The 23,842-nt window shown below is 62.8% G+C and carries 11 protein-coding genes; 2 read left to right on the plus strand and 9 right to left on the minus strand.

The genetic code is table 11. The features are described from left to right. Positions 1-227 precede the first annotated feature (227 nt). Together pyc and C5J22_RS27635 are read right to left on the minus strand one after the other, a co-directional pair. The gene (gene pyc, locus C5J22_RS27630; RefSeq protein WP_105440866.1) at positions 228-3,689 is read right to left on the minus strand and encodes a pyruvate carboxylase; all 3,462 of its coding nucleotides are present in this window, start codon (positions 3,687-3,689) and stop codon (positions 228-230) included. 119 nt (positions 3,690-3,808) lie between these two features. Continuing rightward, the gene (locus C5J22_RS27635) at positions 3,809-4,549 is read right to left on the minus strand and encodes a LuxR family transcriptional regulator (RefSeq protein WP_105403817.1); all 741 of its coding nucleotides are present in this window, start codon (positions 4,547-4,549) and stop codon (positions 3,809-3,811) included. Positions 4,550-4,860: 311 nt separating this feature from the next. On the opposite strand from C5J22_RS27635, the gene C5J22_RS27640 reads away from it, so the two are divergent. Beyond that, on the plus strand, positions 4,861-6,633 hold the full coding sequence (locus tag C5J22_RS27640) for a glucan ABC transporter ATP-binding protein/ permease (protein ID WP_105403878.1): 1,773 nt from the start codon (positions 4,861-4,863) through the stop codon (positions 6,631-6,633). Between the two features lie 124 nt (positions 6,634-6,757). On the opposite strand, the gene C5J22_RS27645 is transcribed toward C5J22_RS27640, so the two are convergent. Further along, positions 6,758-15,343: a GH36-type glycosyl hydrolase domain-containing protein gene (locus C5J22_RS27645; protein ID WP_371412677.1), complete on the minus strand. Its 8,586-nt coding sequence runs from the start codon at positions 15,341-15,343 to the stop codon at positions 6,758-6,760. 353 nt (positions 15,344-15,696) lie between these two features. On the opposite strand from C5J22_RS27645, the gene C5J22_RS27650 reads away from it, so the two are divergent. After that, on the plus strand, positions 15,697-16,860 hold the full coding sequence (locus C5J22_RS27650; protein ID WP_245440557.1) for a M20 aminoacylase family protein: 1,164 nt from the start codon (positions 15,697-15,699) through the stop codon (positions 16,858-16,860). Between the two features lie 98 nt (positions 16,861-16,958). On the opposite strand, the gene C5J22_RS31395 is transcribed toward C5J22_RS27650, so the two are convergent. The 6 genes from C5J22_RS31395 to C5J22_RS27675 form a co-directional block, all read right to left on the minus strand. Further along, positions 16,959-17,096 carry a hypothetical protein gene (locus tag C5J22_RS31395; RefSeq protein ID WP_172746018.1) on the minus strand — a complete coding sequence of 46 codons (138 nt, stop codon included), beginning with the start codon at positions 17,094-17,096 and terminating at the stop codon, positions 16,959-16,961. A gap of 180 nt (positions 17,097-17,276) precedes the next feature. Then, on the minus strand, positions 17,277-18,251 hold the full coding sequence (locus C5J22_RS27655) for a threonine/serine dehydratase (protein WP_105440868.1): 975 nt from the start codon (positions 18,249-18,251) through the stop codon (positions 17,277-17,279). 86 nt (positions 18,252-18,337) lie between these two features. Next, positions 18,338-19,168 (minus strand): endonuclease/exonuclease/phosphatase family protein, encoded by an 831-nt coding sequence (locus C5J22_RS27660; RefSeq protein WP_046637333.1) that lies wholly within the window; start codon positions 19,166-19,168, stop codon positions 18,338-18,340. Between the two features lie 63 nt (positions 19,169-19,231). Further along, positions 19,232-20,692 (minus strand): cardiolipin synthase, encoded by a 1,461-nt coding sequence (gene cls / locus C5J22_RS27665; RefSeq protein WP_105403814.1) that lies wholly within the window; start codon positions 20,690-20,692, stop codon positions 19,232-19,234. Positions 20,693-20,767: 75 nt separating this feature from the next. Then, positions 20,768-22,123 carry an aspartate aminotransferase family protein gene (locus C5J22_RS27670; protein WP_105440869.1) on the minus strand — a complete coding sequence of 452 codons (1,356 nt, stop codon included), beginning with the start codon at positions 22,121-22,123 and terminating at the stop codon, positions 20,768-20,770. A 133-nt stretch (positions 22,124-22,256) separates the two neighbouring features. Further along, on the minus strand, positions 22,257-23,690 hold the full coding sequence (locus C5J22_RS27675; RefSeq protein WP_105430725.1) for a M20 family metallopeptidase: 1,434 nt from the start codon (positions 23,688-23,690) through the stop codon (positions 22,257-22,259). Between the last annotated feature and the right edge of the window lie 152 nt (positions 23,691-23,842).

Here is a 23,842-nt window from a genome sequence, read left to right on the forward strand (position 1 = left end):
TCGCGAACATATTTAAATCGATTGAATTTGCAACGCCGCGAAGAAGCACTCCCTCTCACAAATTGTATCGAGGCGAAACCTGCAACGCGGAAAAAGTTCACGGCCGCAGCATTCGCCGCGGGCCAGCATGGAGCCCGGCGCAATCCTGAAGGACGGCGCAGGCCCGATGCTCATCTTCGGCGAAGGGTTTGGCTGGAAGGTCGGGCAGCTGGAGAAGGCGGCCGAAATCAGCCGCCATAAACGATCAGCAGATCCTTGGCGTCGATCTGGTCGCCGGCCTTGACGAGGACCTCGGCGATGGTTCCGTCCTTTTCGGCATGCAGCGCCGTTTCCATCTTCATCGCCTCGATGGACAGCAGCACGTCGCCGGCCTTGACCGCCTGGCCGGTCGTCGCAAAGACGCGGCTGATGACGCCCGGCATCGGCGCGCCGAGATGAGCGGCATTGCCGATATCTGCCTTGCGGCGCACCGCACTGCCGGAAGCCCCGTGGGCCCGGTCCGGAACCTTGATGCGGCGCGGCTGGCCGTTGAGTTCGAAGAAGACGGTGACCAGGCCTTGCGCATCGGTACCGCTCATCGCCTGGTTGACGACAACAAGCGTCTTGCCGCGCTCGATATCGGCGAACATTTCCTCGCCATCGCCGAGCCCGTAGAAATAGGCATGCGTCGGCAGCACCGAGACCGGACCGTAGGTGTCCGAAGCCAGCGCGAAGTCGGTAAACACCTTCGGATACATCAGGTAGGAAGCGAACTCGAAATCGTTGACCTTGCGCTCCAGCTTGTCCTCAATGACTTTTCGCTCCGCGGCGAGATCAGCCGGCGGGAGAAGTGAGCCGGGTACTGCCGTATAGGGCGCCTCGCCCTTCAGCGCCTTTTTCTGCAGCGCCTGCGGCCAGCCGCCGGGGGGCTGGCCGAGATCGCCCTTCAGCATCGATACGACCGAATCCGGAAACGCGATGTCTTTTGCCGGGTTTTCGACGTCGGCGACGGTGAGGTCCTGGGAGACCATCATCAGCGCCATGTCGCCAACCACCTTGGACGACGGCGTCACCTTGACGATGTCGCCGAACATCTGGTTCACGTCCGCATAGGTCTGGGCGACCTTGTGCCAGCGGGTATCAAGCCCGAGCGATCGGGCCTGTTCCTTGAGGTTGGTGAACTGGCCACCTGGCATTTCATGCAGATAGACTTCCGAGGCCGGGCCCTTGAGGTCGCTTTCGAAGGCGGCATACTGGCCGCGCGCCGCTTCCCAGTAGAAGGAGATGCGGCGGATCCACTCCGGATCGAGGCCCGGATCGCGCTCGGAGCCGGACAGCGCTTCGACGATCGAGCCGAGGCACGGCTGGGACGTATTGCCGGACACCGCATCCATCGCCGCATCGACCGCATCGACGCCCGCGTCCACCGCGGCAAGCACGGTTGCGGCCGAAATGCCGGACGTGTCGTGGGTGTGGAAATGGATCGGCAGCGAGGTCGCCTCGCGCAGCGCCTTGAACAGCACCCGCGCCGCAGCCGGCTTCAGGAGACCGGCCATGTCCTTCAGCGCGATGATATGGGCGCCCGCCTTCTCCAGCTCTTCGGCCAGCGAGACGTAATATTTGAGGTCGTATTTCGGGCGCGCGGAGTTCAGGAGATCGCCCGTATAGCAGATCGCCGCCTCGCAAAGCTTGTTCTCTTCGTTGATCGCATCCATCGAGACGCGCATGTTCTCGACCCAGTTGAGGCAGTCGAAGACACGAAAGAGATCGATACCGCCTTTGGCGGCCTGGGCGACGAAATACTTCACCACGTTGTCGGGATAGTTCTTGTAGCCGACCCCGTTGGCGCCGCGCAGCAGCATCTGCAACAAAAGGTTCGGCGCGTCCTCGCGGATCATCGCCAGGCGTTCCCACGGATCTTCGGTGAGGAACCGCATGGAGACGTCGAAGGTCGCCCCGCCCCAGCATTCCAGCGAGAACAGGTTCGGCAGCGCCCGCGCATAGACGCCGGCGACACGCGCGATGTCATAGGTGCGCATGCGGGTGGCGAGCAGCGACTGATGGCCGTCGCGCATCGTCGTATCGGTGATCAGCACGCGCTTTTCGTTGCGCATCCATTCGCCGAACTTTTTCGGACCAAGCGTGTCGAGCAGCTGCTTGGTGCCGTCCGGGACCGGGCCGTTGATATAGGGCAGGACAGGCTTGGCGCTATGTTCGGACGGTGCCGGCCGACCCTTGGTTTCCGGATGGCCGTTGACGGTGACGTCGGCGAGATAGGTCAGGAGCTTGGTTGCGCGGTCTTGCCGCTTCACCTGCTCGAACAGTTCCGGCGTCGTATCGATGAACCGCGTCGTATAGGAATTGTCGCGGAATTTCGGGTGGCCGATGATCGCTTCGAGGAAGGTCAGGTTGGTGGCCACGCCGCGGATGCGGAATTCCCGGAGCGCCCGGTCCATGCGGCTGATCGCTTCGGCCGGCGTCGAGCCGGCCGCCGTCACCTTGACCAGCAGCGGATCGTAATAGCGGGTGATGACAGCACCGGAATAGGCGGTGCCGCCGTCGAGACGGATGCCAAAACCCGCGGCCGAACGATAGGCGGTGATGCGGCCGTAATCCGGGATAAAGTTATGCTCGGGGTCTTCGGTGGTGATCCGGCATTGCAGCGCGTGGCCGTGAAGGCGGATGTCTCCCTGGGCCGGCACGCCGGATTCAGGCGTGCCGATCGCAAAACCTTCGAGGATATGGATCTGCGCCTTGACGATATCGATGCCGGTGACGACCTCGGTCACCGTATGCTCGACCTGGATGCGCGGGTTCACCTCGATGAAGTAGAACTTGCCGGTATCGGAATCCATCAGGTATTCGACCGTGCCGGCACCGACATAGTTGGTCGCCGCCGCGATCTTCAGCGAATAGGCCGCAAGCTCGGCCCGCTGAGCCTCCGACAGATAGGGAGCCGGCGCACGCTCCACGACCTTCTGGTTGCGGCGCTGGATCGAACAGTCGCGCTCGAAGAGATGAACGACATTGCCGTGCGTGTCGCCGAGGATCTGGCTCTCCACGTGCCGGGCGCGCTCGACGAGCTTTTCGAGATAGACTTCGTCCTTGCCGAAAGCGGCCATCGCCTCGCGCTTGGCTTCCACCACTTCCTTGGCAAGGTCTTTCGGATCGCGAATGGCGCGCATGCCGCGCCCGCCGCCGCCCCAGGACGCCTTCAGCATCACCGGATAACCGATCTCCTCGGCCATCCTGGCGACTTCGGCCATATCGTCCGGCAGCGGCTCGGTCGCCGGCACCACCGGCACGCCGACCGAAATCGCCAGGTTGCGGGCCGCAACCTTGTTGCCGAGCTGGCGCATCGTGTCCGGTCGCGGACCGATGAAGATGATGCCTGCATCGTTGCAGGCCTCCACGAACTCCGGGCTTTCGGAAAGCAGGCCGTATCCCGGATGGATGGCATCGGCGCCGGAAAGCTTGGCGACCCGGATCACTTCCGGGATCGATAGATAGCTCTCGATCGGCCCCATGTCTTTGGAAAGATGCGGGCCGCGGCCGACCTGATAGCTCTCGTCGGCCTTGAACCGGTGCAGCGAAAGCTTGTCCTCTTCCGCCCAGATCGCAACAGTCTTGATGCCGAGCTCATTGGCGGCACGGAAGACCCGGATCGCTATTTCGGAGCGGTTGGCAACTAGGATCTTGGAAATGGGCAAGACGGATCTCCTCAGACGCCATCGAGAATAATGCTGCACTGCAAAGAAATCAGTATTGCCTTAATCAGGCAAGCGCAATTTCTCGGGGAGACCGTATGCGTCGCAAAGAGAGCAATCGCTCAGGCGATGAGACCGAGGCGAAATGCCGAAGCGACCACATGCTGGCGGTTCTTGGCGCGCAGCTTCTCCTGAAGCCCGTTGATGTACCAGTCGACCGTATGGCTGGAGATATCCAGCGACTTCGCGACCTCGTTGGAGGTCAGGCCGTCGGCGAGCAGCACGATGACTTCCATCTCGCGGCGGGTAAGCTGGGTGTCCACCTTGGCGACGGCCTCCAGCTCCTCCGCCTGTCCGCGCAGGTCCAGAAAGCGCCAGAACACCTTCTTGGCGGCGGCATCGAACAGCGCCATTTCGGCGGGCGATAGATCCACCGGGCGGCCGCCAAGCGTCATGTTGCCGAGCAGGCCGTTGCGGCCATGGACCGGAAACAGGTAGCCGTCCTGGAGGCCGTGACGTGCCCCTTCTTGCATCATCCGCTGCATGCGCTGCCGATGCGGATCGTTCCGGAGCCTGAGCACCGCATCCCGCCAACGGAAGGGCCTTTGCGCGATGCTGAGCATGCGAACGGTCGGATCGACCAGGGCATATTTGCGGGCTTCGTAGATTTCCTGCCAGCCTTCCGGCCAACGGCCGGCCAGGACAAGGCCGCCCGGATTCTGAAGGGAGCGCGGCCGGATGACCAGTCCGTAATATTCGAATCCATAGGCTTTCAGCAGAGATTCGAGCTGGGCCGTGAGCTCCGCCTCGGTCTTGATTTCCCCGACGAGTACCAAGAGTTGCACGACCAGCTGAATGTTCAAGGCTTGCTCCCCGCCGCGTTCTTTCCGGGCGATTCTTGTCTTTATGTTAAATTTCAGTAACTTCCCTTATTCACAATCGATTAGCATAGTTATCATTCTTTGAAGGTATACCGCGAAATCTAGCCCTTGACGGTTTTGTGCAATAAGCCGTGGGTTGGTTCAAGACACTGAATGCGGGAAGCCTTGCCCTCGATGAAACATTTCTGGCAGAAGAGTATTATCTCCGGCTTCCGTCGCGGAATTGCCGTTTCCGATCACTAGATTACCGGCGCCGCCCCGATGGCGGCTCCACTTGAAAGAGGTTGCGCCAGTTGACGCTGTTCCAGGTTTACGCACGAGCCCTCCAATATCTGGCGAAGAACAAGTGGCGCGTCGCCGCGGTCGTCATCGCCAATATCGTGCTTGCCGTCATCACCATTGCCGAACCGATCCTTTTCGGCCGGATCATCGATGCCATTTCGTCCGGCACTACCGTTACGCCGGTGCTGATGTTATGGGCCGGCTTCGGTGTCTTCAATACCGTTGCCTATGTGCTTGTCGCCCGTGAGGCCGACAGGCTCGCCCATGGCCGACGCGCATCGCTGCTGACCGAGGCTTTCGGACGCATCATCTCCATGCCGCTCGCCTGGCACCATACCCGTGGCACCTCCAACGCGCTGCACACCCTGCTGCGTGCGGCCGAGAGCCTGTTCGGCCTGTGGCTCGAATTCATGCGTACCCACCTTGCGACCGCAGTGGCGCTCGTCCTGCTGGTCCCGACGGCGATCTCGATGGACTGGCGGCTGAGCCTCGTCCTTCTGGTGCTGAGCATCCTCTACTGGATCATCGGCGTGACCGTGATGAACCGCACCAAGGAGGGGCAGGCGTCGGTCGAGAACCATTACCACACGGTCTTCTCCCACGTCAGCGACGCGATCAGCAACGTATCGGTGCTGCACAGCTACAATCGCATCGAGGCCGAGACCCTGGCGCTCAAGGACTATACCAAGGACCTGCTTGCCGCCCAGTATCCGGTACTCGACTGGTGGGCTCTGGCCGGTGCCCTCAACCGCACCGCGTCCACAGTCTCCATGGGTGTCATCCTGGTCATCGGCACGCTTCTGGTTCAGCGCGGCGAAATCCGGGTCGGCGATGTCGTGGCCTTCATCGGCTTCGCCAACCTGCTGATCGGCCGACTGGACCTCCTGCGCCAGTTCGCGACCCAGATCTTCGAAGCCCGCGCCAAGCTCGAGGATTTCTTCATCCTCGAGGATTCCGTCGAGGAGCGCGCCGAGCCGGCGGATGCCGCCGACCTCGGCGAGGTCCGCGGCGAGGTGGAATTCCGCGATGTCTCGTTTGGCTTTGCCAGCACGAGCCAAGGCGTCCACAACGTCTCCTTCACGGCAAAAGCCGGGGAAACCGTCGCCATCGTCGGGCCGACCGGCGCCGGCAAGACCACGCTCATCAACCTCCTTCAGCGCGTCTACGACCCCCAGGAAGGCAAGATCCTGATCGATGGCATCGATATCGGCAAGGTGACGCGGAAATCGCTGCGCCATTCGATCGCCACCGTCTTCCAGGATGCAGGCCTCCTGAACCGGTCGATCAGCGAGAACATCCGCCTCGGCCGCGAGGGCGCCAGCGAAGAGGACATCGCCAGGGCTGCGGAAGCCGCCGCCGCGACCGAGTTCATCGAAACGCGGTTGAACGGCTACGAGACTCCGGTCGGCGAGCGCGGCAACCGGTTGTCCGGCGGCGAACGCCAGCGTATCGCCATTGCCCGCGCCATCCTCAAGAACGCGCCGATCCTTGTGCTCGACGAGGCGACCAGTGCGCTGGACGTCGAGACCGAGGCTCGCGTCAAGACGGCCATAGACCGCCTCCGCGAAAACCGCACCACCTTCATCATCGCCCACCGGCTTTCGACCGTTCGCGACGCGAACAAGGTGATCTTCCTCGAGAACGGACGCGTCGCCGAAATGGGCAGCTATGAGGAACTCAGCGCCAGCGGCGGACGCTTCGCCTCGCTGCTGAAGGCAAGCGGCATCCTGACCGACGACGAGGAAGCGGCCGACCCTGGCGGGACGCTGGCACAGCCCGCCTGATCGCTACCCGTCTGATCGCTGCTCCCAGCCCGATCGCTAGGGGAACTTCAATGAAAAACCCGCCGCCATTCGCATGGCGGCGGGTTTTCTTTTGACAGTTTCAGCTTCCCGGTCGGCCGAGGTCTCAGCTGTTGGCCGGTTCCGGCAGACGCTTGGCAGCGGCTCCGGCAAGAAGGAAACCTTCCGTTTCATTGACCGCCTGACCGTCGATCGTGACCTTGTCGCCTTCAACGGTGATCTTGTGCACCGTGTCGTCGATGGTCAGTTCGGCGGTGAAGCCATCCCAGTCGGTCGGCAGCGCCGGATTGACGAACAGCCGGTCGCCCTGGCGGCGGATGCCGAGGATGCCCTCGGTCGCCGCACGGTAGAGCCAGCCCGCGGAACCCGTGTACCAGGTCCAGCCGCCGCGGCCGGTATGGGAACCGTGACCATAGACATCGGCCGCGACCACATAGGGTTCGACGCGATAGGTCTCGGCCGAGTCGCGGTCCAGCGCATGGTTGATCGGGTTCAGCATCTGGAAGCACTTCCAGGCATCGTCGCCCCGTTTCAGCGCGGCCAGCGCCAGCACGACCCAGATCGCCGCATGGGTATACTGGCCGCCGTTTTCACGAACACCCGGCGGATAGGCCTTGATATAGCCCGGGTCCTTGCGGGTATCCTGGAACGGCGGCGTGAACAGGCGAATGATGCCCGCTTGGCTGTCGACCAGTTTTTCGAGCACCGCATCCATCGCCTGGGCGGCACGCTCCGGATCGCCTTCGCCCGAGAGCACGCTCCAGGACTGGGCAAGCGAGTCGATGCGGCATTCGTCGCTGGTGCTCGAGCCGAGCGGTGAGCCATCGTCGAAATAGCCACGGCGATAGTAGGTGCCGTCCCAGCCGGCCTTTTCGAGCGCCTGCTTGAGCGTCTCGATATGATCCGTCCAGCGCTGAATGCGCTTCTTGTCCTTGCGGGCTTCCGCATAGGGCAGGAAGTTGCGCAGCGCCGCGGCCAGGAACCAGCCGAGCCAGACGCTCATGCCGCGGCCGCCGATGCCGACGCGGTTCATGCCGTCATTCCAGTCGCCCCCGAGGATGAGCGGCAGGCCCTTGTCGCCGGTGCGCGTGATCGCCAGGTCCAGCGCCCTTGCCGCATGCTCGTAGACAGTCGCGATCTCAGTCGAGATAGTCGGCTGGAAGAAGGAGTCGTGCTTGTTCTTTTCGAGCACCGGACCATCGATGAACGCCAGTTCCTCGTCGAGCAGCGATGCATCGCCGGTTACCGAGACATACTGGTGGATACCGTAGGCGAGCCATACGACGTCGTCGGAGATCATCGTCCGGACGCCGGCGCCGGAGCCGGGCAGCCACCAGTGCAGCACATCGCCTTCCTTGAACTGCCGCGAAGCTGCGTTGACGATCTGGCGGCGGGCGAGCGACGGCTCGTGCACCAGGAAGGCCAAGGTATCCTGCAGCTGATCGCGGAAGCCGAAGGCGCCGGATGCCTGGTAGAAGGCGGTGCGGGCCATGATGCGGCAGCCGAGCGCCTGGTAGGGCAGCCAGTGGTTGACCATGTTGTCGAGCGACTTGTCCGGCGTCGAGATCTTCAGGCGGCCGGTAAAGCCGGTCCAGAAGTCGCGGTTCGCCGCGAGGATCGGAGCGAACTCCTCGCCGCGCAGCTGGGCCGCCAGCGCCTGGGCCTCTTCCTTCGTATCGGCATCGCCGAGATAGAAGGTCACCGTCCGCTCTTCGCCCGGCGCGAGCTCGATGTCGTAGGCGAGCGCCGCGCAGGGGTCGCCGTCGAGATCGAGAGCGTTGCCGAGCGCGGAAGCGGACATCACCGCCGCCGGCATCTGGATCGAACCGAAACGGCCGATGAATTCACGGCGGCTCGCCGTGAAGCCGACCGGCGTCTCCTTCATGCCCATGAAGGCAAAGCGGCGGTAGTCGATGCTGTAGGAGTTGGTGGCGAAGAGCGTCCCCGTTTCCTCGTCTCGACTGGAAAGGATGAACGGGATGGACCGGGCCGGATTGGCGCCGAGCAGCCATTCCACATAACCGTAGACGCGCAGCCTGCGGGTTTCCGAACCGCCGTTATGGAGGAGGATGGACGAGACCTTTGCCGCCCTTGTCCTGTCGACCGTCTGGGTCAGCCTGATCTTCAGGCCTTCTTCTTCGCTCGAGAAGACGGAGTAACCAAGGCCGTGCCGGGCTTCGAACTTGACCTCCGGCTTGCGCGACAGAACCGCGAACGGCGTCATGACAGCGCCGTTATCCCGGTCGGCGATGTAGAATGCTTCGCCGGGACGGTTGATGACCATGTCGTTGGTCCAGGTCGTCAGCTGATAGTCGCGGGAGTTCTTGGCCCAGGTGAAGCCTGAACCTTCCGCCGAAATGTGGAAGCCGAACTTGTCGTTGGAGATGATGTTGATCCACGGCTGCGGCGTCGACTGGCCGCCGTGCAGGCGCACCACATATTCGCTGCCGTCCTTGGTGAAACCGCCGAAACCGTTCCAGAAGTCGAGATCCGCCGGCGCCTCGATCGGAGCCGGAGGCTGGAAGATCTCGCCGTTCAGCAGCGGACGACGATCGACCTCGATCTGCTGGTCCTTCGGCGGCGCGAAGATCGTTGCCGTGCGGTTGAGCTGGTCGCTGATCTTGCCGTTGCGGGCGTGCAGAACCACGCGGGATGCGGCGATCAGGCCTTCCGAACCTTCGTCATCCATGATGTCGCGGCGCAGCGAGAAGACATGCTGGCGCTGGCCTTCCTGCTGGCTGAGGCGGCGGGCGCTTTCGGAGAGATGTTCGAGCGCCTGCTGCATTTCCTGTGCGTAGGAGGCCGCCCGCTCGTTGAAGATCACGAGATCGGTGATGACGCCGCGCGAGCGCAGATATTCCTGGGCGCTCATCGCTTCCTTGGCGACCGGCATGTCGTTGTCGTCGTTGATGCGCAGCGTGAAGATCGGGAAGTCTCCCGAAACAGACGAGGGCCAGAGCGACGACTGCTGCTGCATACCGGCGTGGATGGTCGCCTGGTCGGCGCGCAGCTGCATGTCCGGATAGATGAGATAACGCGCCAGGTGCTGGAACGCCGCCGCATCCTGCGACGAGACGCCGAGATGGCGCATCTGCACCTGCGTGCGTGTCCAGGCCTGCGTGAGCTCGGTCTGGAAGGCATCCGGATGGCGATAACGTTCGATCGCCTGATCGAGCTCCTCGCGCTTGGGCGCTGCGATCGTCCAGAAGATGACGCTCACCTTCTTGCCGGCCGGCACCCGCACGACGCGGCGCAGCGACAGGATCGGATCGAGCGTGAAGCCGTCGGTACCCGACAGCGTCGCGCCGGGATCGAAGGCTGCAGCTTCCGAAAGCGTGCGGCCGCGGCCGAGGAACTTGCGGCGGTCGGTCTCGAATTCGGTCGGGCGAGCCGAACCGGCATTGTCGGCGGCCAGATGGGCGATCACCATGTCCGGCTCGTTCGGCGCGCGCTTGTTACGCCAAGCGCGGATGACGTCGCCGCGGCGGCCGATTTCCGTGTGGACGAACATCCGCTGGAAGACCGGGTGGGCGTTGTCGTCGTCCTCGGTGGTCAGCACGGGTTCCATATAGGAGGTCACTTCGATGAAGCGATCCTCGGTACCCATGTTGAGCAGCGTCAGGCGGCGGCCTTCGGCATCGTGTTCGCTGGCGACGATGCATTCGACCGTGCTCGTGAGGTCGCCGACCGTCTTGTGGAATTCAGCCCGTTCGTCGGAGAAGATCGCCCTGGTCTTTTCGCCTTCGATACGTCGCGGTTCGGCGGTGGCAGACCACCATTCGCCGTTCGTGGTGTCGCGCAGGAACAGGAACTGGCCCCAGCGATCTTCGGTCGGGTCGGGCTTCCAGCGGGCGACAGACAGTCCGTTCCAGCGGGAATATCCCGAGCCGGTCGCGGTGAGCATGACCGAGTAGTGACCGTTGGAGAGCAGCGCCAGTTCCCGATCCTTGGTGGCCGGGTTGGTGATGGTGCGGATTTCCGAGCGCAACAGTTCGCCCTGGCCCTTGCCGGGGGTTTCTTCGTGCTTGGCGCTCATCACCGGAATGTCGCGCGGCGCCTTTTCCTGCAGCAGCAGTTCGGCAGCCTCGATGGTCGGGTCGGAATGGAAGAGCTCGCGCAGCAGGCCGTTCATCACGACGTTGGCGATCGCGGCGATCGACATGCCGTGGTGGTGGGCATAATAGTTGAACACTACCGCATAACGCTTGCCTTCCGGCACGCGGGTCGGCGTGAAATCCACCGCGTCATAGAAGCCGAACACCCCGAGCGCTCCGAGCGAGCGCAGTTCTGTCAGGTTTTCCGAAGCGGCGATCGGGTCGTACTGGCTGGCCAGGATCGACGCGTAGGGAGCGATGACGGCGTTTTGCCCGAGACCGCGCTTGAGGCCGAGCGTCGGCACCCCGAAGTTCGAATATTGATAATACATCTGATGGTCGAGAGCGTTGAACGCCGCTTCCGAGATGCCCCATGGCGTGCCGAGGCGGCGGCCGTGGTTCATCTGTTCCTTCACGATCAGATTGTTGGTCTGGTTGAGAATGCCCCCCTGGCGCTCCTGCATGACGAGCGGCGGCATGAGGTATTCGAACATCGAGCCGGACCAGGAGACCAGGGCGCCTCGCGCACCGATCGGCACCACCTGGCGGCCGAGCTTGTACCAGTGCTCGGTCGGCAGGTCGCCCTTGGCAATCCCGAACAGGCTGGTCAGGCGCGCTTCGGATGCGAGCAGGTCATAGCAGGCTTCGTCGATCTCGTTGGTTTCGACGCGATAGCCGATCGACAGAAGACGACGCTCCTTGCGGAACAGGAAGCTGAAATCCATCTCAAAAGCGAGCCGGCGGGTTCGGTCGCGCAACACGCCGAGCCGCTCCCGCAGCGATTCGATATTGGCATTGTCGAAGACGCTGTCGGCGATATGCACCTCGCAGGCGGCGACGAGAGACGCCGTCCAGCGGGTAACTTCGTCGCTCTGCGCCGAACGGACTTCCTGGTCGAGGTTGACCGCGAGCTTCTGGATGTCGCGGGCAAGCACGGCGAGGTTGATGATCCGGATCGAGGCGAATTCATGCTCGCGCTTCACCGCGGCAAGCGCGTTGCCGAAGCCGACGATACGTTCTTCCAGACGGCGACGCAGCGGGCGCACGGTCTTGCGGTCGTCCGGCAGAGCCTTCAGCGTTTCGGCCAGAATGCCGCAAACGTCGCCGATACCGTCGAGATTGCCCTGAAGGTGCGCCGAAGGTGCCTCGGCCCAGATGCGCAAGGCCGACGAGATGGCGATCAGATGGCCGGCGAAGTTGCCGCTGTCGACCGACGAGACGTAGCGAGGCATCAGCGGCTGCAGCGTGTCGGTATGATACCAGTTGTACATGTGGCCGCGGAACTTGTCGGCTCTTTCAACCGCCGAGATCGTCTGCTCGATGCGCTCGATCGTGTCGGTGAAGCTGATCCAGCCGAAATGCCGCGCCGAGATCGTCGACAGCAGGTAGACGCCGATATTGGTCGGCGACGTCCGCTTGGCAATGACCGGGTTCGGCTTCTCCTGGAAATTGTCCGGCGGCAGGTAGTTCTGTTCTGCCGTCACGAAGGTCTCGAAATACCGCCAGGTGCGGCGGGCGATCTTGCGCAGTTCGACCGACACGGGTTCCGGCACGAACAGCCGGTCTTCGGTCTCGGCCGACTGGCTGACATACCAGGCGACGAGCGGCGAGAAGATCCACAGCACGGCGAACGGGATGCCGACCAGGAACGCGTTGTCGCCCGGCATGGCCGCCAGGATGATGCTGAGCACGGCGATCGCCGGCGCATGCCACATCGTCTTGTAATAATCCTGCGGGCTCCCTTGCGCGCTCGACTGGATCGAGGCGGCGGTGCGCCATTCCAGCATCAGCTTGCGGCTGAAGAACAGGCGGTAGAGAGACCGAGCGATCGCATCGGTCATGATGCAGGCGGAATCCGCGATGAAGACGACGCGGAGCGCGACCTGCGCGTTGGCGGAGCGCATGTCCGACCAGACGGAATAGAAATGCGCGCCGGGGACGATGTCGGTGGAGCCCGGCAGGAGGCCGGTGACCAGGCTGAGGGTCGGAGCGACGAACAGCGAGAAGATCAGCAGGATCTGCCAGATCAGCGCGCCGAGCGGATCCATGAAATACCAGCCGAGCACGGAAGCGAAGAACCAGGCGATCGGGGTCAGCGACCGGCGCAGGTTGTCGACCATCTTCCAGCGGCCGAGCGCAGTCACGCCGCGCTTGGGATCGAGGATGTAGGGCAGGAGCTGCCAGTCGCCGCGGGCCCAGCGATGCTGGCGCGAGACTTCGACCTCGTAGCGAACCGGGAAGTCCTCGACCAGTTCCACGTCGGTGACGAGAGCGCAGCGTGCGAACGAACCTTCGAGAAGGTCATGCGAGAGGACCGAATTCTCGTCGATCCGGCCCTTGAGCGAGGCCTCGAAGGCATCGACGTGATAGAGGCCCTTGCCGGTGAAGCTGCCTTCGCCGGTCAGGTCCTGATACACGTCGGAGACGGTGAAGACGTAGGGGTCGAGACCGCGGCCTACGGAGAAGACGCGCTGGAAGACCGAAGCTTCCTTGCCGGTCGTCAGCGACGGCGTCACGCGCGGCTGCATCAGACCATAGCCGTGGATGACGCGATTGGTTTTCGGATCGAGCACCGGCTGGTTGATCGGGTGGTGCATCTTGCCGACGAGCTTGGTCACCGCATCGCGCATCAGGCGGGTATCGGCATCGAGCGTCATGACATACTGGACGTTGGCCGGCACGGTGTTGGCGCCTGTAAGATAGCTGGTATCGCGATCGCCGCGCAGCAGCATGTTGAGCTCATGCAGCTTGCCGCGCTTGCGCTCCCAGCCCATCCATGCGCCTTCGGCGGGATTGAACAGACGACGGCGATGCAGCAGATAGAAGCGCACCCTGCCGTCTTCTCCATACTTGGCGTTGAGCGCCGCGATCTCGCGCTTCGCATAATCGAGGATTTCGAGGTCGGTATCGGTCTCCTCGAACTTGCTGTCGCGCCAGTCGCTGAGCAGCGAGAAGTAGATTTCGCCATGCGGATTGGCGAGATAGTGGACCTCGAGGTTGCGGACGAGCTCGTCCACGGTATCCCGGTCGGTGATCAGGCAGGGTACGGCGACGAGCGTTCTTGCCGCTTCCGGAATGCCTTCCTTGAATTCGTAGCCGACCAGCCGCGCCGGCCTCACCACATAGGTCACCAGCGTGTTGAACAGGCCGGTTGCGCCTTCGGAAGCCGGCAGCGCAAACATCAGCAGGAAGCAGAAGACGACCGGCAGCGGAATATCCGCCTGCACCAGGAACCAGCCCGCGATCGCCATCGCGAGAACGGTAATGAGGATGACCGGGCCGGCGATCGCAAACCAGTTGAGGCGGCGGACAAGACGGACAACCTTCTGGACGAACAGCAGATTGTAACCGACGGCCGCTTCCAGCTCCCGGCGGCGGCGGCCGACGACGAAGGCGCCGACATTGGTCTCGCGAGGATCGGCATTTTCTTCCGCCGACGCCTTTTCGGCGAGCTGGATGGCAGCTTCCGCAACCTCGGCCTCGCTCTTGCGAGAGCGGCGGGCAATCTGTTCGATACGGTTGCGATAGGCGTTGCGCGAGCCGAAATCGAGGGCCTGATAATCGGTGCGCAGGCGGAAGATCTTGTCGATCTGCGAGACGTCTTCGAACCAGACGCTCCATTCCGTATCGTCGATCTCGCGCAGGCTCTTGATGATGTTGCCCATCGTCACGTTGCCAGACGAAAGGCGGTTCTGCTCGGCGAGCATCACCTCTTCGACGTCGGTGCCCGCCTGTTCGAGCCGCTGCTCGAGCCAGGCGACCGCAAACCCCGATGTCTGCGAGGCGTTGCGAAGGCGATAGAGGAATTGTGCCGTGAACGTATTGTCGTTCGTCAGGCTCTCGATGCCCTTCAGGACATCGGCGCTCGCCTCCTCGTTATTGAGGCGGATGATCTCGTCGGCCGTCTCGTTGGCGCGGCGGCGCATGTTGCGCGAGCGATCGACGCGGGTCGCGATGCGGCGCAGGTTCTCGATCAGCACGAAACGGATGAACGAGGGCAGCGCCCAGAGCTCGCCGATCTCGAGCGGTTCCTTGACCTGGAAACCCTGGACCATGGCGGCCAGCGCCTCGCGGGAAACGCTGCTGTGCGTATGGGCGACATAGAGCCAGGCGAGCACCAGTACACGCGGCAATTCCTGGCCGCCGACCGTCATCGTGGGCAACTGGCGGAAGAATTTTTTCGGGAAGTCGCGGCGGACTTCCTGGATCGCCTCTTCGGCGATGTAATAATTGTCGAGCAGCCATTCGGCGGCGGGCGTAATCGACGCGCCGGCATCGACGTCGGTCGCAGTCGCCCGATAGACCCGCAGGATTTCCTTCTCGTTTTCATGATGCCGCTTGAAGAACTCGAACTCCATCAGGCCCGGCAAGCTGGGCGTGCCCTCCTTGCCGAGTTTCTCGCCGCATTCCCGCAATGCATCGATGTTGAAATAGGTCGAGCGGATCGAATCGTTGTGATCGATCTGCTTGGCTTCGGTTTCGCGCGAGGAAGCTGACGGCGGAGTGTGAAATGACATGGATACGGGCTTCTGCTGAAAACTCTGAGGGGTTTGTCGGCCTCGCCTTACTCGGCCTGCATCGGAAGCGCCAGTCATCATTTGGATTATGGTGACCGGCAGGATGCAAGCCCGCGAGGATGGGAAATAGAGAGCAGTCCGGATATTGCAAATGACTGACTGGAATCTATTGCTCACTTCCTGCGGATTGACACATATTCCGGCTCTATCGAGCCTAGCCTGAATGAAACCTGAACGGAAGCAGGCCCTTGATAATTCGAGGAATTCCGCACTTGCGCAACAGGCGCGCCAGAACGTCTTGCGGCAACCCAACCGAGCAAAATTTAACACCGAGGGTTACCTTCCAAAGGCCGCGCTGCTATTCATCTCATGACACAAGGGCGATCTCGTCGTGCCCCGCAACCAATCCAATCGAACTTTCGGTGTTTTGAGCAATGACGATCCAGTTTTCCAATGACATGGCCGATGTGGTGGCCACCCGCCGTTACCTTCATCAATATCCGGAGCTCGGCCTCTCGGAGTTCAACACATCCGATTTCGTCGCCAGGCAGCTGGCGGACCTCGGATATGAAGTCACCCGCGGCCTCGGCAAGACGGGCGTTGTCGCCACCTTGAAGAACGGCACCGGCGGCCGGTCGATCGGCATCCGCGCCGATATGGACGCGCTGCCGATCGAGGAAGAGACCGGCGCCGAATATGCAAGCAGGAACAAAGGCCTGATGCATGCCTGCGGCCATGACGGCCACACCGCGATGCTGCTGGGCGCCGCCAGGATCCTTGCGGAGAGGAAGAATTTCGACGGCACGATCCATCTGATCTTTCAGCCGGCGGAGGAGAATTTCGGCGGCGCGAGACTGATGATCGAGGATGGCCTCTTCGAGCGCTTCCCATGCGATGCCGTGTTCGGCCTGCATAACGATCCCAGCCTCGCCTTTGGGCAGATCGGCGTCAAGGAAGGCCCGATGATGGCGGCGGTCGACGAATGCCGCATCACGGTCAATGGCCACGGCGGCCACGGCGCCGAGCCGCAGGATACGTCGGATCCGATCGTCTGCGGCGCGAGCATCATCATGGCGCTGCAGACGATCGCTTCGCGCAACATCCACCCGCTCGACCAGATGGTGATCACCGTCGGCGCCTTCCATGCCGGCATGGCGAGCAACGTCATTCCCGAGCGGGCGGAAATGCTGCTCACCATCCGCTCCTTCGACCCGGACGTCCGCAACGAGCTGGAAAGGCGCATCCGGATGATCGCGGAGGGCCAGGCCGCCAGCTACGGCATGAGCGTCACGCTCGATTACAAGCGCGGTTACGAGGCGACCGTCAACCACAAGGCGGAAACCGATTTCGTCCGCGACCTCGCCCGTCGTGTCATCGGCGAGGACAAGGTCGTCGACTTGCCCCGCCCGTCCATGGGCGCAGAGGATTTCGCCTATATGTTGGCCGAACGGCCGGGCACCTATTTCCTGCTCGGCACCAGGCGCACCGATAACGACCCGCCGCTGCACCACCCGCGTTTCGACTTCAACGACGACGCATTGCCGATCGGAACGAGCTTCTGGGTGGAGCTTGCCGAAGCCTATCTCCCGGCGAAATAGGCCCTTAAACGAAAACACCTCCCGGGCGGCGAAGCGCGGGAGGTGTTTTCGGTCTTGGGGGACCAAGCCCGAATTTCAAAAGGCGAAGCCCGAAGGCCTCATGGGAAAAGGCCGAGTGTCACGGCGCCGACGAAGATGAAGGCTGCCGTCACCAGGACGGTATTCGCCGCCCACTGCCATTTGCCCGCGATACCGCGGTTTGCGAAAGACCGTGTCTGATGCTCAATATGACGCATTGGATGTCTCCCGGGTTCTGCTCTCGCCCTTTTCGGACGTTCAGCCTATCCTAGCTTATCTCTACCAAGCCGATAGAGATAATGTTCCAACCTGCCGCCAGTTCCGTAGAAAATCCTTTTTTCTTAACGGCCCTTCCGGGTGTTTAACGGTTTATTATACCCAAGCCCCTCGCGAGCCCTTCAGGCGCCGAAACGATCCAGCGCCAGACGGAAGATATCCGGGTCGATATTGCCGCCCGAGCAGACGACAATCACCGTATCGCCCAGCGTCTCGCCATGGAAAAGAGCAGCCGCCAATGCCACCGCCCCACCGGGTTCCACGACGATCTTCAGCCGGCTGAAGGCAAGCGCCACCGCATGCAACGCTTCGTCGTCGGTCACCACGAGACCCGCGCCGCAAAGCCGCGACATGATCGGGAAGGTGATGTTGCCGGGCTGCGGCGTGACGATCGCATCGCAGAGCGAACCGCCCTGGGTGGCATTGCGCTCGATCTGTCCGGAGGCCAGCGACCGCGTCACGTCGTCAAAGCCTTGCGGTTCGCAGGGGTGGACAACGAAACCGGGCGCCTTGGCGTTCAATGCCAGCGCGACGCCGGAAATGAAGCCGCCGCCGCCCGTCGGCACCAGCACGTCGGCCTTCTCGATGCCTTCCTCCCCGGCCTGTTCGGCGATTTCAAGCCCGGTCGTGCCTTGGCCGGCGATCACCAGCGGCTCGTCGAACGGCTTGATCAGCGTCAGACCGCGCTCCTGCGACAGCCGCGCGCCGATCACATCGCGATCCTCGTTGAGCCGGTCATAGAGCACGACGTCGGCGCCATAGGCGCGGGTATTCTCGATCTTGATGCGCGGCGCATCGGACGGCATGATGATCACGCTCGGAATGCCGTGCATCCTGGCCGCCAGCGCCACGCCCTGGGCATGGTTGCCCGACGAGAAGGCGATCACGCCCTTGGCCCGGACGTCGGGCGACAGCGCCGAGATCGCCGACCAGGCGCCGCGAAACTTGAACGAACCGGTGTGCTGCAGGCATTCCGGCTTCACGAAGATGCGCCGCCCGGCGATGTCGTCAAGGAAGGGCGAGGACAGCAGCGGGGTGCGGCGTGCGTGGCCGTCGAGACGGGCACGGGCGGCTTCGATCATGGCAATATCGGTCATGCGGGAAATTCCGTTCGGAGGGCGAGGCGGCGAGGCCGCAAACCTATCGGCGGTTTCCGTTTCGGTAAAGACCGGAAAAGATCGGTTCAGCCGGCTTCCGCTCCTTGGGACAACGGCAGGGAACCGAGCTTCACCACCGCCTTGATGGGCAGGTGGTCGGAGGCAAGCCGCGCAAGCGGGCTGTCATGGGTTTCGACGGCATCGATCAGCCCGGGCTGGTTCGCCATGATGCGATCGAGGGCCAGGACAGGCAGGCGCGAGGGAAAGCTCGGCACCGCAGCCGGGAGACCGAACACGGTCGCAAGCGTGTTCAGGGAAGAACGGTCGCCAAGCCGCCATTCGTTGAGATCGCCCATGAGCACGGTCGGCTGCTCGTCACGCGAACGCAGAATGTCGAGGATCATGCGGGCCTGCTGCTGACGCGAACGGTTGAGCAGGCCGAGATGGGCCGCGATGATCCGAAATGCGCTGCCGTCCTTGAGCTCCAGTTCGGTGATCAAGGCACCGCGCGGCTCGAGCCCCGGCAGCTTGACCTGATGAACGTCGCGCACCAGGCCTTCGCGAAAGAGGATCACATTGCCATGCCAGCCATGCGCCTTGGCGACGCCGGAAACAGGCACCGGAAAAAGCCCCGTCTCCCGCTCCATCCACGCGAGGTCGAGCAGGCCGCGTCGCTCGCCGAACCGGGAATCCGCTTCCTGCAGCGCAATCACATCGGCGCCGATCTCGCGGATCACGTGGCTGGTGCGGGCGGGATCGAACCTGCCGTCGATACCCACGCATTTGTGAACGTTATAGGAGGCGATCAGCATGCCGTGACCCCGTTCGCGCCCCTCATGCGTTCCGGCGCCGCGGTTCCTTCGAGCCCGGATGGAAGCCAGAATGCTTTTCGGAAGGTTGGGACGTTTTTCCCGCATGGTTCTTTTGACTATCCGCCGATCAATGAAATTTATAGGGCAAGCGACCCATCTATCCAGCAACTAGAGATAGGGTGAGCCAAGCCAGAACACGCGTTCGATGAGGCGCACGAGGAAGGGCCTTGCCATCAACCCATCGAGCGTCACTTCGGTTGCGGAAGAAATGGCCAGATCTATCCTTCGTTCCAAAGCTTCCGCGAAAGGGCAGTCCAGGACTTCGAGGTCGACCTCGAAATTGAGCCGCAGCGATCGCGGATCGAGGTTCGAGGAACCGACATAGGCCCAGCGTCCATCGATCACCAGAAGCTTGGAATGGTTGAACGGGCCGGACGCCCGCCAAATCCGGCAGTAGTTCTTCAGCATCTGGTCGAACTGGGCGGTCATCGCCCGATCGACCAGAACGAGATTGTTGGCGGTCGGCACGACGATATCGACCTCCACCCCGCGCCGGGCAGCCGTGACGAGCGCGGTGATCAGTTCGCGGTCCGGCAGGAAATAGGGCGACACGATGCGGATCGAGGAGCGCGCCACGGAAAACGCGCCCATCAGCATCTTGTGGTTCGTCTCGACGCTCCGGTCGGGGCCGGAGGAAACGGCGCGCATGATGACCGGCGAACCGGCCTCCGTCTCCGGCGCCTGCAGCGCCCAGGCCGCGCCCTCCAAGGCCTCGTCGGCGGCATATCGCCAATCGGCGGCGGCAATTGCGAACAGGTCGGCGACAACCGGCCCGGTTACCTTGAAATGGGTGTCGAACGAACATTTGTTGCCGCTGAATTCGCTCGAAAAACCTTCGCGGATGTTCATGCCGCCGGTAAACGCCACCCGACCGTCGATGACCAGGATCTTCCGGTGGGTGCGCAGGTTCGCGTAAGGGAGACGCAGCCCCATGATGACGTTGCCGTTGAAGACATCGGCGGTGACGCCGCCGTCTCTCAGCATGCCGAGCACGCTCGGAACCGAATATCGGGCACCGACCGCATCGATCAGCACGCGCACCTCGACGCCGCGCTTGACCGCGGCAATCAGGGCTTCCGCGAACCGGATGCCGATCCTGTCCCGGTCGAAGATATAGGTCTCGAGGATGAGGCTGCGTTTCGCCTTGGCGATCGCCTTCAGCATCGCCCCATAGGCTTCGTCGCCGGTATCGAGCGCGACGATCGTATTGCCGGTCGTCAGCCGGTGGCGCGTCACCCGGTCGCCGAGCGTCTTCATCGCCCGGAAGCGGTGTCCGAAATCCTCGATGATCAGGTTGTTCGTCGCGTCATAGGAAACCACATGCGCGCGGATTTCTCCCTGCAGCAGCGCGCGGCGGTCGCTGATCACCGAACGTCGGATGCGGTTAATCCCGGCGACCAGGTAAAGCAGCGCGCCGACGATCGGAGACAGAACGATGACGCCGACCCAGCCGATCGCCGAGCGGACTTCTTCCTTGGTCATCGCTGCGTGAATCGCAGCTGCGGCCCCCATCAGGACCGACAAAACGAAGAGGATATGCGGCCAATAGGGTTCGATGAGATCCAGCATGGCGAGCAATATAGGCGCGCTTCGCGCAATCGCAATCGGAGCCGCACCAATAGGTTAGCGCGGCTCCGGCAGGTATCAGCCAGCGAACTGCTTCTCGAAGACCTCGAGCGAAGCTTCGAACGTGTCGAAGATCGTGTCGATCTGTTGCTCGTTGATGATCATCGGCGGGCAGAGCGCCAGCGAGTCGCCGATCGCCCGCGAAATCAGGCCTTTTTCGAGCATGAGCGCCAGCAGCCTAGGGCCGAGCTGGCCGGCCGCGAACCCGTCGCGTGGCTTCAGTTCCAGGGCACCGATGAGGCCGACGCCGCGCGCTTCGATCGCCAGCGGATGGCTTTCCAGCGCCTTCAGCCGGCTCTGGAACTTTGGCGCCAGCGCCCGGACATTGCCGACGAGATCGCGTTCTTCGATGATCGCCAGGTTTTCCAGCGCGACCGCCGCGGCGACTGGATGGCCGGCCGCGGTCACGCCATGGCCGAACGTGCCGATCTTCGCCGATTCGTCGGCAAGCGGTCCGTAGACGTTCTCGTTGATCAGCAGCGCCGAGATGGGCTGGTAGGACGACGAAATCTGCTTCGACAGCGTCATGATGTCCGGCTGCAGGGAATAGGTCGTGGTGCCGAACATCTCGCCGGTGCGCCCGAAACCGCAGATCACCTCGTCAGCGATCAGCAGGATGTCGTATTTCCTGAGCACCTTCTGGATGGCATCCCAGTAACCGGCCGGCGGAACGATGACGCCGCCCGCCCCCATGACCGGCTCGCCGATAAAGGCGGCGACGGTCTCGGGACCTTCCTTGAGGATCAGGTCTTCGAGATCCTTGGCGCAACGCTCGACGAAGGCCGATTCCGTCTCGTCTTCCTGTTTGAAGGCGCGGTAATGGGGGCAGGTCGTGTGGAAGACGCCGGCGAGCGGCAGGTCGAAGGAGCGGTGGTTGTTCGGCAGGCCGGTGAGGCTGGCGCTGGCGATCGTCACGCCGTGATAGCCCTTGATGCGCGAAATGATCTTCTTCTTTTCCGGCTTGCCGAGCGCGTTCGAACGATACCAGACCATCTTCATGGCGGTGTCGTTGGCTTCGGAACCGGAATTGGTGAAATAGGCCTTCGACATCGGCACCGGCGCCATCTGGATCAGCTTTTCGGCAAGATCGATCGACGGGCCGTGACTGCGGAGCGTAAAGGTATGGTAATAGGGGAGCTTCGCCATCTGCTTCGCGGCCGCTTCGACGAGCCGGCTTTCGCCGAAACCGACGCCGACGCTCCAGAGCCCCGCCATGCCTTCGATATATTTGTTGCCGTTCACGTCGTAGACATAGATGCCCTCGCCGCGGTCGATCACCAGCGATCCGTCACGCTCCAGCGCGCGGGCATTGGTGTAGGAGTGGAGCTGGTAAGCCTTGTCCCGGGCTTCGATGGAATTGGGCTGAATAGTCACGACGGACCTCCTGTGAGACACGCAACGGCGCATAAATTTCATAGGCGGAAACGGCGATATTGGACAGCCCAAATCGCCGTTTTCAGAGAGGTCGACCGTTCAAAATAGTTGACGCGTCGATCAGTTTATTTGGTCATTTCAGCGTCATTGCCGCGACCGGGGGTTCGGCGCCGGCCGGAATGGGGCTTTTGTAGTCCTGTCCCTTGCGCCGCTTCTTGAGATCGGCCCAGGCCGCCTCGCGGAGCTGGTCGCTTGTCATGGCGGCCAGTCCGGTCGCGGCCATCGCCTTGGCGACGGAAACCATGCCCTTGTGGGCAAGCGGGCTCTTGCCCTGCGCCACCACCTGCCAGGTATGAAGCTGGGTGCCGACGGCGAGCGTCGCACCATAGGCCTGCACGGTCGGCACGACCCAGCTGACGTCGCCGACATCGGTCGAGCCGCCCATCTGGCGGTTTTCGGTGTGCGCCGGCAGAATGAAGTCGGCAAGCGGGATATCCCGCTGCTCCAGGCGCTCCTGGTTCCAGCTCGCCGCAATGTCTTCCGGCGTCAGCGTGGCACGGATCTGTTCGGCGAACTCGATATCCGCCGCGTCGAACGGCGGCGGGCCCATGCTGTCCCAGACGTCCTGCATGACGTCCATCAGCGGTGTGTTGACGACGAGATTGGAAACACCGGCCAGGATCGTGCTCTCGACCTTGGTCTCGGTCATCAGCGCCGCACCTTCGGCGACCTTCTTGACGCGCTCGATCAGGGTGAAAAGCCCGGGCAGGTCAGCGGAGCGAACGACGTAGCGCACCTTGGCATGCGCCTGCACGACGTTCGGCGAGATGCCTCCGCTATCCAGGACCGCATAGTGGATGCGGCTCTCGGACGGCATGTGCTCGCGCATATAATTGACACCGACGCTCATCAGTTCGACGGCATCGAGCGCGCTGCGGCCGAGTTCGGGCACGGCGGACGCATGCGCGGCGCGACCCGTGAAGGTGAAGTCGATCCGGCAGTTGGCAAGCGAGGTCTCCCGCTGCACGCCGGCGAAATTGCTCGGGTGCCAGCTGATCGCGATGTCGACGTCCTCGAAGGCGCCGGCCCGCACCATGAACGCCTTGGCGGCGCCGCCCTCTTCCGCCGGGCAGCCGTAGTATCGCACGCGGCCGGGAGTGCCGGTCTTTTCCAGCCAATCCTTCAGCGCGGTCGCGGCCAGCAGCGATGCGGAACCGAGAAGATTGTGGCCGCAGCCATGGCCGTTGGCACCAGGGGTCGTCGGGTCATGCCGGGTGACGCCGGCCTTCTGGCTGAGACCGGCCAGCGCATCGTATTCGCCGAGGAAGGCGATGACCGGACCACCCTCGCCCGCCTCGCCGATCAGCGCGGTCGGAATGCCGGCGACGTTTTCGGTAATCTTGAAGCCCTGCGCCTCCAGCATCTCGCGATGCGCGGCAGCCGAAAGCGTCTCCATGTAGCAGGTTTCCGGCGTCTCCCAAACGCGGTCCGCGAGTTCCGTGAAGACCTCTTTTTTGCGGTCGATGAAATCCCAAACGAGCGGGAGATTGGAATTGCCTGTCGTCATGAAACCATTGCCTCGATAGATCTATGCTGGTCGGAAGGTCCGAACCGTAGCCAATTCCTGGCCGATGGCAATGCGGCATTGCAGCAAAAACAGGCTGTGCGGAGGGATGGGGCGGAAGGAATACGGATGTGATTGATACGCGAATGTTAGTA

Origin of the sequence: Neorhizobium sp. T25_13 (assembly GCF_002968675.1) — a bacterium.
Taxonomy (GTDB): Bacteria; Pseudomonadota; Alphaproteobacteria; order Rhizobiales; family Rhizobiaceae; genus Neorhizobium; species Neorhizobium tomejilense.